Below are 14055 nucleotides of genomic sequence, written 5' to 3'. Positions count from 1 at the left end.
CGCGAGTTCGGCGTGGCCCTGCTGATGGCCGCCACCTGGTTTTTCGCCGGGCCGTGGGGCATCATCCCGACTATCTGGTTCGCCTACCTGATCGTCCAGGCCCAGCCCGGCTGGCTGGCCACCGGCACACGGCTGCTCCCCGTCGCCCAGCGCCGTGCCATCGCCAACAGCGCCGCAACGGCCCGCCAGCAGTGGCACCAACTCACCGCGCCCTGGCGCGAGAGTGACGCCACTGGCGCGAGCCGCGCCCTGCCCGATTGGGGCGACCCGCTCGCCGAGACGGGCGGCGATGCACTCGCCCTACCGGCAATCACGGTTGCTGAGCTGGCCGTTGGCGACAACCTGCTCATCGTCGGTAACCGGGGCAGCGGCAAGACCACGCTGCTCCAGGCTCTCCTGGCCCAGCGTCAGCGCCGCTGCTACGTGCTCGACCCGCATAGCCACCCCGGCAAGTGGCCAAGCAATGCGAAGGTATTAGGCGGCGGGCGCGACTTCGCCACGATCTACGCCGCCCTGCTGCGCGGCGAGGACGAGCTGACCAAGCGAGCGCAGGCGCTCAACGCTGACGCCGGGGCACGCTTCGCCCCCTTCACTCTGGCCTCCGACGAGTGGGGCTCGGTGACCTCAGAGATCGTCGTCGGCAAAGACCAGGACTCGCCAGGGCGGCTGATGATCCGCCTGCTCAAAGAGGGCCGCAAGTTTGGCATCAGCTTCATCGGCTGCGCCCACGGCGACACCGCCGAGAGCCTGGGCTCCAAGGGCGACACGGTGGCGTTTCGGTCCTCGTTTGACTGGATTATCTACTGCGGCGCATTCGTAGGCCGCGAGCTGCGGGATCTCCCCGAGCTGGCGCGCAGCCTGCCGCTGGGCCGCACCCCCGAGGGCGGCACCTTCCCGCTGGTCGTCGTCGCCGTCTCCCCGGTGACCGGCGCGCGTCGGCTGCTCGACCTGCGCGGGATCGACCAACCGGAATCCACCACCGTACGGATACCCACTGCCCAGACAGCCAGACAGGCAGACAAACCGCTTGATGCGCCACCGGAGCAACGTCAGACCGTGCAGGCAGACGAACAGACAGACCGGCTCGTCACCCCAGCCCAGAGCCGCAGCCGCGAGGATCTCGTACGCGCCCTCGTGCGGCAGGGCTGGACGGTCTCGCAGATCCGCGATGTGGTCAAGGGCGATAATAACGTTCTGGGACAGCTGGTGCGCCAAATCGAGGATGATATCTTGAACGGGAGGAGCTAACGACCTATGGCGATCACCATCCGCGAGCGAGCGACCACGCCCATCCCGCTCACTGCGCAGCTCAGTATTGACCCCGCCCTGCTGGAACGCCCCGAGGCGCAGGCCGCTCGGCAGCGCGGTCTGCTCCGCGCCAAGGCCGATGCCCTCCACGCCACCGAGCGTTTGGTTGGCTGGGCACGCCCGTTGCTGATCAGCGTCCTCGTGGTCTCATTCCTACATCTCTGGCACCAGATTGCGCGCATCGCGCCCGAAGGTGTACCCGCGCTGCTCCTGCCGGCCTGGACACACTGGCTCTCGGCGGCCCTGCTAACCATCAGCGTGGACGCCACCGCGCTCTACCTCGTGGCGACACGCTCAGCCGCCCAGTACGCCCGCCTGGGCGGCCAGGGCGCCGTGAGCGTCTGGTTCTTCTATCTACTCACCGCCGCGCTGAACAGCCTGTTCGTGCTGAGCTACACGCCGGGGCTGCCGACGCAGGTGCAGGCGATCACCCCGGCGCTGTCGCTGCTGGGGGCCATCCTGCTTGGCTTGCTGGTACCCGTGAGTATCGCGGCATTGGAACGTGCGCGACAGGTGGCCGACGTAGCGAGGCTCAGCCTCTTAGTCGAGGTCGAGATGCTGCGGGGGGTCGTCATACAGCAGGCAGCGACTAGCACTCCGCACACACCCGCCGATGCCAGCTATTCCGCAGCAGCACCAATTTCTGAAGCTTCCCCCACCCTTACCACTGAGCCGCTATCGATGCCCGCAATCACCAGAGGCCGCACCGTGACCCACACCGTTGTGGCCCTGATCAGCACGCTTACCGCAGACGAGATCATTAGCCCCAGCACCGTACGCCAGCGGCTCGGCTGCGGCGAAACCACCGCACATCGGCTACTTCAAGAAGCATGTGAGGCTGGTGCGATTGAGCGGGCCGGACGTGGTGCCTATCGCCTCGTGGATCGGTAGCACGGGCACAGGCAACGTATCGCTCTCTCCCACCTGATGGCTTCGTCGGATCACCCCGGCGAAGCCGCGCCTTCTCGATACGGCAATGCAGAGAAAAATCGGATGTGGTATACTCGTTACGTGTGTTGTGAGCAAACTATGTTAATTGCTCACAACACATTCCAGAAAGGTGTACCGATGCCAACAGACACCATCCGTCCCACGCTGACCACCCTTCAGGCCGCCCTTCACCGACTCGCTCAAACGATGCCCCCCACCGACTGGACTGATACCGAAGCTGGGATGACCGCACGGGCAGAGGCCGCTGCGCTCGCACGGCTGCGCGCGGCGGAAGCCGCGATTCAATTCGCTGCCGCCCTGCTGCGCAACGATGATCCCCCGATCAGGGGAGAGTTGCAGCATATCGTGGGCAAGCTTGGCGATCAGATTCGCGCATGGCGCAAGACCGGACGGGGCTGGTTTGAGGAACGAACGATTGCCCGCCAGCCTCGCCAGCTCCCGCGAACGGAGGCGAGTCAGGCCGACGATGCGGAGATCACGCCGAAGACGTACGGGCCATACTATTACTTTCGCTGGCGTGATCCTGATAGACGTATCCAAACGCAGTACCTTGGGAAGAGCCGCCCTGCCGAAATGGATACGGCGCTTGCATTTCCATCGATTATCATCAATGATGCGCCTGAGTTGTGAGCGAAAATTGTCATTTGCTCACAACTCAGCTCACTGAAGCGATCCGCCGGGAGCGACAACGCCGCGCTAGAGGCCAACCTGGGCCGAGGCGTTGTCGCGGAAGAGCGACCCCTTGCGGATGTAGCGCCGCAACACGACCAAACTCTTGTGTCCGGTCTGCTCCATGATCGCCCGCTCGCTGACCCCGGCTGCGGCTGCGGCAGTTGCGGCCACAGCCCGTAGGCTGTGGCCGCTAATCCTGCCGGGTCAAAACCCGCCGCCTGTGCGGTCTGTTTCACGATACGCGCGACATCGCGCCCATCAAGCCCGCGCAGCTGCACCCGTCCGTGGCTGCACAGTCTCCAGCCAGGATCGAAGCACCCGGACAGGGCAGGTCGTCGGGTTCGAGCCGTAGGCGATGCCTTGATCATTCCCTGCCCCTCCTGGTCGGTTTTGGAACGGCGCAGTGTGAGCACCAGCCCATCCGGAATAAACTGCGCATCGCGCACCTCCAGGCCAACCAGTTCACTTCGCCGCAGCGCTCCGGCGAAGCCCAGCAGGAGCAGCGCCCAGTCGCGGCGACCGATGCACGTATTGGGCACCACCACGCTGCCGGTGCGCTGCCGGTCTGGAACGACCCGTCGTTTGCGAGCCGATTCCGTTGCATCGTGTGGGTATGCTGGATGCAGACTCACGCCAAACAGAAGGAGCATCGCACCATGCCGATCATCCCGATCTCATTAGATACAACGCTGGAGCAACGCGAGGTTGATCTCCTGCGTCTTCTCGCTCGGGTGCGCCTCTGCCATGGACATACGATCCAGGAGCTTATTTGTCCAACGGTCAACCCCAGCACCCGAACTCGCATGTTGCGCCGCATGGTCAAGGCGGGTCTGATTTGGGAGACAACCATCCCCAGTCCACACCGCGACCCGAAAGGGCGTCCGGTCGGCAAGGCACCCACCGTCTACGGCCTGACAGAGCGTGGCTACAAGCGCATCAAGCCTATGGAGATCTCCGGTGGCCCGTTCCCCTATGAGATGATGGCCTACCGGGCCGCGAACGCCGCGAAGGCGGTGGAGGCATCGGCGGTCAGCATCGACCTGTACTACGCCGACTGGATCGGCTCGCTGCTTGAGCAGGCCCGTCGCCACCCGTCCTTCGTGGGGGCCAATATCCAGCGCGAGTATGTGATCCGCAGCACCGATGGCTCCATCTTGCAGACCATCGGGGCGCTGATTGAGCTGGTGTTTGACCGCAGCAGCGCCGCCAGCCCGACGACGGGGCCGATGATCGCCTGGTCGCCGATCCGCAGCCACGCCCCGCGCCAGGTGATCGTGCGGTACGGCCTCGACATTGACCACGCCGGACGGAGCGACCGCTGGTTCTTTGACCATGCGGTGATGTATCGGCGGATCGCAGCGGCCAATGGGTACCACACCCTCTTCGGCTCGCCGGTCGCCCGCCCGCTGGTCACGCAGCTCGCGGCGCATGCCGGCGTCGATTCGAGCGTCACCCCGGCGATCATCCCCGTGATCATTGCGGCCTACGATGAGCGGAATGCGCGCCTTAACGAGCTGATCACCTGCTGGCTTGGGGCATGGGATACCTGGCATGACGGCTGGGCGCTCTTCTCGCACTTCGTTAAGACCGTCCACCCGGAGCATGGGGTGATGTGGGGCGACTACCTCGCGGTCAACCAGCGGCCCCAGACGGGGAAGACGATAGGGCGCACCCCGCTGCTGGCCTCCCTGTTTGGCCCCCTCGACCAGTGGGCGGTGGCGACCGCCGCATGGGTGCCGCCTGTGGCCAGCGACATCGATACCTTGCAGATGAAGATCCAGAGCAACGCTGCCGTCCCCCTCAACGTCGGATAGAAACCCGCAGTTTCATGCGAACATTTGCATCAACATCGAGCGAGGGGGGGGCGCATGCGCCCCCCCCTCGCTCGATGTTGGCTCATGCCTGATGCGCTCAGACTGCGTGGCAGAGTGGTCGCAGGCAGGTTGCACGGTGAGACGGCGGGGTCAATGCAGACAAGGCAGCGGAATGATTGCCCGCAGGGTCGCACCGTGCGTGAGCACTGGTCGTCGGATCGCCCGCAGGATAACCCGCCGGATTCGTCCACGATTCACGCCATTTTGATGCCGGTTGCACTTCCCAGGCATGGGCGATTTCCCGCGTCCTGGCGCGGCGTTCCCGCAGAGATTCTTCTAGGGTTTTACCCTCCCTCGCAGGTAATCGCTTCCTCGAAGTCTCGCGGGATCGGCCTCGTCAGCTCGGCTGCGCATCACCCGCGCAGTGCGGCTGCGCTGATCATCTGCGCGGTCAGCGATCATCAGCACGAGCGACACCCACGTCGAGCGAGGCCGAAGCGGAGCGGCGGGAGAACGGACAGGAGGGCGGAGCACGAAGCCTGCGTAGTGCGGAGCCCGGATGGCCGGGCGACCGGAGTGAGCGGAGCGCCGAAGCGAGTGGGGTAGGGCTGAGGGTGGTATGTCGTTCTCCCTACGGGAAGTCGGCGTACCCAGTTGAGGAAACGTGTCACCGACTTGGCGCAGATGAATCCGCCAGTGCGCGTGACACACAAAACCCACTGGCGGATTCCGCCAGTGAGCTTGTATACATCGTCACATTTTTGCCCATACGATAGGAGCGCATGCTATACTTGGCCCCAGTGAATCACAAAACCCACCTACATGCTGCCAAGCGCTGAGTGGGTTCTGTGATGCGATATTCGTTTATGCTGTGCCTCGCCATTGTAGCATCCGGGCGATCTCCTCGCAAGGACTCCATTGGCTGGGGCGGCAAGGGGGTTGGTCCATGCATGCCATGCTGCTCTCCCTCGCCGTCGCGCAGCTCCACGATACCCAACCGCGATTCTCCGACAGCTTCCTCGATCAAGATCATGCCGGTGAGGCGGAGAGCCTTACCGTCTAAACCACCAATCGATCAAGTAGCGCAGCAGGTCATCGCGCAGCGCCGCCCAGACCTCGCGCAGCAGGGACAGGATGAGCTGCTGGAGCTGGCGCATCAGGACATAGTCAAGATGCTCAGCGTCCGGGCCGTAGGTGTAGCGGTAGGCCAGCGCCACGACCCGGCCCGACTCACGCCCCAGGAAGTCCCAGCGGCGGATGAAGCGATAAGGGTAATGCAGGATGAGCGCGAGCAGGGCGATGAGCAGCAGTGTGATGAGCATGGTCATTCTCCTTAGAGCGGAAGAATGACCACCAGCCGGGTGATCAGCCCGGCGCCGGGGTGGCCACCGGGCCACAGCGCTATGACCATCGCAGCGTACTGCGCGCGGTGTTGACCAATCGACAACAAGTAGTGTCGCAGGTGTCGCGGCTTCATCAACACAACTGAGAGACTATGAGCCAGCACATACCACCCGACACAGAGCAGTTCCTCGCCCGGCTCAACGCCGCCGTAGACGCCTATATCGAGCGATTGCAGGGCCGGCGGCCCCAGGGCACTAAGACCTGGGTCGCCAAACAGCTCGGCTGCGACCGCACGACGCTCTACAAGTACCTTGACGGCACCAACCGCCTGCCGCTCGACACGCTGCGGGCGCTCAGCCAGCTCCTCGGGCTGGGCGAGGACGAGGCGAACACCCTGCTCTTCCTGGGGGGGCACGGCGTCGCAGTGCCGGTTGTGGCCACCCCGCCGCCGCTGGAGCCAGCGATCACACCAGCGGGGCTGCGCGCCGCACTGACGGAGGCTCTGGCCGAGGCGCTCCCCAGCGCAGTTGGCGGCGCGCTGACCGATCAGCTCTCGCTGCTCACCGGGCTGCTGAGCGACATCAGCAAGGGCCAGATCACCCGCGAGGATCTGAGCCAGGTGCTCGCCGATGATCAGCGCCTCGGCGAACTCATCCGTGCGCTCGCCGGGCGGCAGGTGCGTGCCGGTGGCGCGCTGATCGATTTTGGCAGCGCGCAGGCCGGTGATATCACCTTTGGCGATGTCGCCGGGCGCGACATTAACAAGAACCTGGGCGATGTAATCTACGGCGATCAGATCATCCAGCAGCTCACCCCGCGCTCGGTGGCCGCCACGCCCGAGGAGAGCGCCGCCGCTACGGCCCGGCTGTCCAAGCTCCCTACGGACACAATCCCCGAACCTGAGGATACCCTGCCGCCTGGATCGTGGATGGGCCAGCTTGGTCGCAACCGCCAGTTCGTCGGCCGCGAGGAAGACCTGAAGGCGCTGGCCGCGCTGCTCAAGGGCGGCCAGGCCGTCGCCGTGAGCCAGGCCCAGTCGGCGGTGGCCAGCGGCCTGGGAGGCATCGGCAAGACCCAGCTCGCCGTCGAGTTCGCCTATCGCTACGGGCGTTATTTCGCCGGGGTCTTCTGGCTCAGCCTCGCTCAGGCTGACACCATTCCCAACGAGTTCGCCCGTCTCGGTGGCGCGGCCCACCTCCAGCTCTTCACTGAGACCGCCGGGCTCAAGCTCGACGAGCAGGCGGGCCTAGTACGATCACGGCTGGCCTGCGGGCTACCCTACCTGCTGATCTTCGACAACTGCGAGGACCCCGACCTGGTGCGCGATCACCACCCTGGCGGTGCGGCGCGGGTGCTGATCACAAGCCGCAACCCCGACTGGCCGGGCGATCTCGGCGTAGCACGCCACCCGCTGGGCGTATTGAGCCGAGAGGAGAGCATCGCCCTGCTGCGTCAGCAGCGCCCCGACCTGAGCGACGCCGATGCCGACGTGCTGGCCAATGAACTGGGCAACCTGCCGCTGGCCCTACACCTGGCCGGGCGCTTCCTGGCCGGCATCGGCAAGCGCCTGACCGTGGCGCGCTATCTCGATGAGCTGCGCAGCCCGCGCATCTTCGAGCGGCTGCCGCTGCGCGAGCAGAAGGATGGCAAGCTGCCCACCGGGCACAGCCGCGATGTGGCCCGCAGCTTCGCCCTGAGCTATGAGCGGCTCGACCGGCAGGACACAGAGGACGTCGTCGCGCTGAAGCTCCTGGCGCGGGCCGCCCACCTCGTGCCGGGCGAGGTGATCCCCGCCGCCCTGCTGCGGGCCACGCTGGAGGCCGATAGCGACGACCTAGATGCACAGCTCGCTGCTGAGGCTGGCCGGGAGCGGCTGACTGGCCTGGGCCTGCTAGAGCGTGCGGGCGATGGCGGCCTGCGGATGCACCGCCTGATCGGGGCCTATGTGCGTCAGGTCAGTGACGATGGAGGCGCGCAGGCAGCCGTCGAGCGAGTTGTGGTCGCGGCGGCCAAACGGCTTACGGATGCGCCGACCCTGACACCGCTGGGCGCCTTCTTGCCCACCTTGCGTGGCGTGACTGACGCCGCATTACCACGCGAGGATGCCGATGCAGCGACCCTCTGCATCTGGCTTGGAAGACACCTGGATCGCCTTGGCGCCTATGCGGAGGCGCAACCGTACCTTGAGCGCGCCCTGGCCATTAGCGAGCGCGTGCTGGGGGCCGAGCATCCCGATACCGCCACCAGCCTGAACAACCTGGCCGGGCTCTACCGTGCCCAGGGGAACTACGAGGCGGCCCGCCCGCTCTACGAGCGCGCCCTGGCCCTGCGCGAGCGCGTGCTGGGGGCCGAGCATCCGCAGACCGCCACCAGCCTGAACAACCTCGCAGTCAATGCGTACTACCAGGGAGATTTGCCTGCCGCTGCACAGATGATGTCTCGGGCGCTGCATATCAGAGAAGCCAGGCTTGGCTCGGATCACCCGGATACGCGCAGCTCTCATCAAAGCCTGGAGGTTATCCAGCAGCAGATAGCCAGCACGCCGGGAGCGACACCTACTCACGATCCACGCGAGCGCCTTGCTCCATTGCTCGCCGCCATCGCCCGCGTTGTCCAGGGCGACGATGGGCCGCGCGCGGCCGTCGAGCAGGCTCTCACGCAGCTTGAGGGGCAAGGCTGGATGCTGCGCGGGCCAGTCGCGCGGATCTGGGCCGGCGAGCGCGACCTGGTCGCGCTCACTGCGGGGCTGGACGAGCAAGATACAGCCCTGGTCGCGCACATCCTGGAGCTGATCGATGCGCCCGATAAGGAGCAGTAGTCATGCCCATCCCCGACTTCCAGAACCTGATGCTGCCCATGCTCCAGTTCGCCGCCGACGGGACAGAGCACCGCCTGAGTGACACTATTGATGCGCTGGCCCAGCAGCTGAAGCTCAGCGAGGCAGAGCGGGCGGAGCTGCTGCCCAGCGGCATCCAAGCCCGCTTCGACAACAAGGTCGGCTGGGCGCGCACCCATCTGGGCAAGGCCAAGCTGGTGGAAAGCCTGCGCCGAGGCTGGTTCCGTATCACCGAGCGCGGGCGTAGCGTGCTCACCCATGCACCCGACCGCATCACCGTCGCCTACCTGATGCAGTACCCCGAGTATGTCGCCTTCCGTACCAAGAGCCAACCAGCAGACGGCGGTGCAGCGGCACCCGTCGGGGAAGAGGAAGGTGCCTCACCCGCAGAAAGCCTGGAGGCCAGCTATCAGAGCATCCGGGCAACTCTCGCCGAGGATCTGCTCGATCAGGTCAAGCAGGTCTCGCCGCGCTTCTTCGAGCGCCTGGTGGTCGATCTGCTGGTGGCGATGGGCTACGGCGGCTCGCGGCGTGATGCGGGCAAAGCGATTGGCCGCAGCAATGATGGCGGCATCGACGGCATCATCAACGAGGATCGCCTCGGCCTCGACGTGGTCTACATCCAGGCCAAGCGCTGGGGGAGCACCGTCAGCCGGCCCGAGGTGCAGGCATTCGCCGGCAGCCTGGAGGGCTTCCGCGCCCGCAAGGGTGTGATGATCACCACCTCGACTTTCTCGCAGCAGGCTCGCGAGTACGTGGGCCGGATCGAGAAGAAGATCGTGCTCATCGACGGCGAGCAGCTTGGGCAGTACCTGATCGACTATGACATTGGCGTCACCGAGGTGAGCCGCTACGTGGTCAAGAAGATCGACCTGGACTACTTCGAGGAGGAGTGAAGTGATGGCAGAGGCGCAACGGGAGCATGAATGGCTCCGTCTGCCGGTTGTGGCCGCTGGGGCCGAATACCTGGTCATGGGGCACCTGATGCGGCGCAACATCCTGACCTACAAAGCTCCACCGGGAAATAAAGTCGGGTTCTTGTGTGTTGCCTTTGCCCACTGGCGGATTCCGCCAGTGGGCAATTAGAGGTAGAAATAGGGCTGGGGCTGGTGGGGAGTTGCTGAGTACTGGCGCAGGGGAGCTACGTATTTCATGTAGGGGCGCTGCTGCGGCGCAGGCAATGTAGTACGATCTGGTGGATCGGTTGCCCTGGCGCTGAATCGTACCTGTAAGATTCTTGCATGCGGGCAGCAGAGGAGTATAGGTGCGTTTGGCGTGCTATACTTGCCCCAATACATGCACAAAGCCCACGCGATGCCGGCAAGCAGAAGCGTGGACCTTGTGCGATGATCTTGATTGTACGCGATGCCGGTAGTCTATCACCTCCTCCCCTTCCCTGGCAAGGTGATGCGTCGCTGCGCGGGTGCAGTGAGCTGTAGCACCGCCTATGCTGCCCAGTACATGCACACCGGCTATTGCGAGCATGAGATGAATGCGATGTGTCTCATCACTTCGCCTCCCAGACGCTCGGATAGGAACTCGGGGCCATCGGTGTATTGGCGCGCTGCATCCATCGTTCTGGGCCGGGGTGAATGACCCGGCTCTCGCGCTGCGGTAGAAACCCTGCTGGAAAGATTCGGCATGACGACCCCCAAGAAGGCCAGCAAGATCTTTGACAACATCGATCAGAAGTTGGTCGATGCCCTCCTCAAAACCATTGAACATGCCCGGCGGGCCGATTTCTGCATCGGCTTCTTTCGCCTCAGCGGCTGGGGCCAGGTGGCCGACTCGGTCGATCATTTCGCCGGCGGCGATGATCAGTGCTGCCGCGTCCTCATCGGCATGAGCGAGAGCCTCGATCAGGAGCTGCGGCGCTGGCGCCGGCAGCTGCGGAAGGGGACGGAGGAGCTGGAACTCTCCCGCGCCGCGCAGCTCAAGGCGCGCATTGCGGGCGAGTTTCGCAAGCAGCTCGTAGGGATGGCACCAAATAACAGCGACGAGGTGGCTCTGCGCACGCTCTGCCGACAGATCCAGGCGGGCAAGGTGCAGGTGCGGCTCCACCTGAGCTATGAGCTGCACGCCAAGCTCTACCTGGCCTTCCGCGATGACCCCGATAACCCGGTGACAGCGTATCTTGGCTCCAGCAACCTGACCATGTCTGGCCTGCGCGTCCAGGGCGAGCTGAATACGAAGATTACCGACGACCTGGATACCGAGAAGCTGGCCGCCTGGTTCGATGATCGCTGGAACGATGAGCATTCCTACCCCATCTCCGACGAGATTGTCGCGGCGCTGGAGGAGAGCTGGGCTGGTGCGGAGCGCCGCCCCTACCACATCTACCTCAAGATGGCCTACCACCTGGCGGAGGAGGCCCGCGCTGGCCTGAACGAGTTCTCGCTCCCGCGCGACTTCCGGGGCAAGCTCTTCCCTTTCCAGGAGGCGGCGGTGAAGATCGCTGCCCGTCACCTGAATGAGCGCGGCGGCGTGCTGCTCGGCGATGTGGTCGGCCTCGGCAAGACGATGATGGCCAGCGCGCTCATCCGTATCTTCCGCGATGACTTCAATCTGCGGCCCGTGATCGTCTGCCCCAAAAACCTCGTGCCGATGTGGGCGCAGTACAACGAGACGTGGGATCTGGGCGCGCGGATCATCCCCTTCAGCATGGCCCACAAGGAGTTCCCGCAGCTGCCCGCCCGCTACAAGCTGATCGTCATTGATGAGTCGCACACGCTCCGCAACCCTGAGGGCCAGCGCTACAAGGCCATCGCCGATTACGTCCATGCCTTTGGTGAGAAGGAGTGCAAGGTCATCTTGCTCTCGGCCACGCCCTATAACAAGTCCTATCTTGATCTGAGCGCCCAGCTGCGGCTGTTTCTGGCCGATGACCGCGACCTGGGGGTGCGCCCCGACGTGTATCTTCGGGCAGGTGGTGAGGATGAGCTGCTGCGGGCGCAGGTGCAGCCGCGCACCCTGCGCGCCTTTGCGTTCAGCCCCCACGCCGATGACTGGCGCGAGCTGATGCGCCGGTTTATGGTGCGCCGCACCCGCTCGTTTATCAAGCAGCACTACGCGACGTTCGACCCGGCACGCAACCGCTATTACCTGGAGTTGGCGGGCAACACGCCGTTCTACTTCCCCGACCGCGTGCCGCGCACGGTTCCGGTGGCCACGACCAACGCGAACGACCCCTACCGCCAGCTCTACGATGCGCCGGTGGTGGACGCCATCGGTAATCTAACCCTGCCGCGCTATGGCTTGGCGAACTACCTCAAGGCCAACGCCCGCCAGATCGCGGCCCCGGCGGAGGCACCGCTGCTCGAAAACCTCTCCCGCGCGGGCAAGCGGCTGACGGGCTTCTGTCGCACCAACCTCTTCAAGCGCCTGGAGTCGGGCGGCGCGGTCTTTCTCCAGTCGCTCGACCGGCACATCCTGCGCAACGCGATTGTGCTCCACGCGATCACCACCGGCCTGCCGATTCCTATCGGCGCACAGACGGCGGATCTGCTTGCTCAGGAGAGCGACGAGGATGCGGAGGGCGCGGCGGTTCAGGAGGGCTTTGCCGAGGAGGAGGCGAGCGGCGCGCTACGGACGACCGCTGCGGTGGCGTCCGTAGCGGGCATAGACCCCTACAGTGCCGAGGCGTATCAGCGGCGGGCCGCGCAGCTCTACGCGCAATACGCTGGCTCACTGAAGAGCCGCTTCCGCTGGATCGCACCTGGCCTCTTCAAACCCAAGCTCAAGGCCGATCTGCGGGCCGATAATGATGCGCTGCTCGCCATCCTCCAGGCACACGGCAGATGGAATCCGGCCAACGACATCAAGCTCACGAAGCTGATTGATCTGGTGCAGGGCCTCGCGGGCAAGAAGGTGCTCATCTTCACCCAGTTCGCCGATACGGTGGAGTATCTGGTGGCGCAGCTCCAGGCCGCAGGTATCGCGCAGGTGGCGGGCGTCACTGGCCAGTCGGAGAACCCGACCGAGCTGGTGCAGCGCTTCAGCCCCGTGTCCAACGCGGTGACGAACGCAGCGCTCCTCGATACCCCGATCAGCGTATTGGTCGCCACCGACGTGCTCAGCGAGGGACAGAACCTTCAGGACTGCGACCAGGTGGTGAACTTTGATCTGCCCTGGGCGATCATCCGTCTGATCCAGCGCGCCGGGCGTGTGGATCGCATCGGCCAGCAGTCCGATACCGTCACCTGCTACACCTTCCTACCCGCCGATGGCATCGAGGCGATCATCCGGCTGCGCGCCCGCGTGCGCCAGCGGCTTCAGGAGAACGGCGAGGTCGTTGGCACCGATGAACAGTTCTTTGAAGCGGGCGACCAGAGCCAGGAGCAGCGGCTGCTCCAGAACCTCTACACCGAGACCGCTGGCGCGCTCGACGATGAGGAGGATCGTGAGGTTGACCTCGCATCCTACGCCTATCAGATCTGGCGCAACGCGACGGCGGCTAACCCTGGGCTGAAAAAGATCATTGAGGATATGCCAAGCGTGGTCTACAGCGCCCGCCGTCTCGACGACCCGACTGCGGTGATTAAGAGCCTGCCCTTCCAGGCTCCCAACGGCGTGCTGGTCTACCTGAAGTCGCCAGGCGGCACCGACTCGCTCACCTGGATCGATGCGCACGGCACCAGCGTCACGCAGTCGCAGTACGCCATCCTGCGGGCAGCCGAGTGTACGCTGGCGACGGAGCCAGCCCTGCGCGCCGACAACCATCACGACCTAGTGCGCAGAGCGTTCGACTTGGTCGAGGAGCGTGAAGCCCTCGGCGGCGGCCTGGGCAGCCCGCGCGGCGCCCGCTACCGCCTGTACGAAAAGCTGACCGCCCATCGCGATTATCAGGCCGCCAGGGAGCCGCTCTTCCTCAGCGACGAGCTAGAGCGCACGATTAACGACATCTACCGCTACCCGCTGCGCCAGGCTGCCGCCGATGCGATGAACCGGCAGATGCGGAGCGCAGCCAGTCCCGAGCAGCTTGCGGATCTCGCCAAGGCGCTGCGCGACGAGAACAAGCTCTGCTTTATCCAAGATAGCGCCGACGATCTGCCCGATGAGCCGCAGATCGTCTGCTCGCTCGGCCTTGTGTAGCGTTCCCACCTGTCACCGCCGACCCTGACGAAGCAGGGG

The 14055-nt window shown here is 65.0% G+C and carries 10 protein-coding genes; 8 read left to right on the top strand and 2 right to left on the bottom strand.

The features are described 5' to 3' along the window. The 3 genes from K2Z83_RS19860 to K2Z83_RS19850 all read left to right on the top strand — a co-directional run. A partial coding sequence (locus K2Z83_RS19860) for a hypothetical protein (protein WP_220596931.1) occupies positions 1-1248 on the top strand: 1248 nt, incomplete at its 5' end. Between the two features lie 6 nt (positions 1249-1254). Further along, positions 1255-2199, top strand: a complete 945-nt coding sequence (locus tag K2Z83_RS19855) for a hypothetical protein (protein ID WP_220596930.1) — start codon at positions 1255-1257, stop codon at positions 2197-2199. Positions 2200-2376: 177 nt separating this feature from the next. Then, positions 2377-2889, top strand: coding sequence for a hypothetical protein (locus tag K2Z83_RS19850; protein WP_220596929.1), 513 nt, complete (start codon positions 2377-2379; stop codon positions 2887-2889). Between the two features lie 66 nt (positions 2890-2955). On the opposite strand, the gene K2Z83_RS19845 is transcribed toward K2Z83_RS19850, so the two are convergent. Continuing rightward, a complete protein-coding gene (locus K2Z83_RS19845; protein ID WP_220596928.1) occupies positions 2956-3102 on the bottom strand; it encodes a hypothetical protein in 147 nt (48 codons plus the stop codon). Between the two features lie 485 nt (positions 3103-3587). Here K2Z83_RS19845 and K2Z83_RS19840 point away from each other — a divergent pair, with 485 nt between their 5' ends. Further along, entirely contained in the window at positions 3588-4745 is a 1158-nt protein-coding gene (locus tag K2Z83_RS19840; protein ID WP_220596927.1) for a hypothetical protein, read from the top strand. Between the two features lie 1052 nt (positions 4746-5797). Here the strand turns inward: K2Z83_RS19840 and K2Z83_RS19835 are convergent. Then, positions 5798-6067, bottom strand: a complete 270-nt coding sequence (locus K2Z83_RS19835; protein ID WP_220596926.1) for a hypothetical protein — start codon at positions 6065-6067, stop codon at positions 5798-5800. Positions 6068-6240: 173 nt separating this feature from the next. Between K2Z83_RS19835 and K2Z83_RS19830 the strand changes: the two genes are divergently transcribed. The 4 genes from K2Z83_RS19830 to K2Z83_RS19815 all read left to right on the top strand — a co-directional run bounded on the left by K2Z83_RS19830 (position 6241) and on the right by K2Z83_RS19815 (position 14016). After that, the gene (locus tag K2Z83_RS19830; RefSeq protein ID WP_220596925.1) at positions 6241-8907 is read left to right on the top strand and encodes a helix-turn-helix domain-containing protein; all 2667 of its coding nucleotides are present in this window, start codon (positions 6241-6243) and stop codon (positions 8905-8907) included. Positions 8908-8909: 2 nt separating this feature from the next. Next, entirely contained in the window at positions 8910-9821 is a 912-nt protein-coding gene (locus K2Z83_RS19825; RefSeq protein ID WP_220596924.1) for a restriction endonuclease, read from the top strand. Between the two features lie 4 nt (positions 9822-9825). Beyond that, positions 9826-10011 (top strand): hypothetical protein, encoded by a 186-nt coding sequence (locus K2Z83_RS19820; RefSeq protein ID WP_220596923.1) that lies wholly within the window; start codon positions 9826-9828, stop codon positions 10009-10011. Between the two features lie 555 nt (positions 10012-10566). After that, a complete protein-coding gene (locus tag K2Z83_RS19815; RefSeq protein ID WP_220596922.1) occupies positions 10567-14016 on the top strand; it encodes a helicase-related protein in 3450 nt (1149 codons plus the stop codon). The last annotated feature ends 39 nt before the right edge of the window (positions 14017-14055 follow it).

The organism is Oscillochloris sp. ZM17-4 (assembly GCF_019599295.1).
Lineage (GTDB): Bacteria > Chloroflexota > Chloroflexia > Chloroflexales > Chloroflexaceae > Oscillochloris.
Note: the sequence above shows the minus strand (reverse complement) of the source record. Positions and strands in the feature narration are given on the sequence as shown.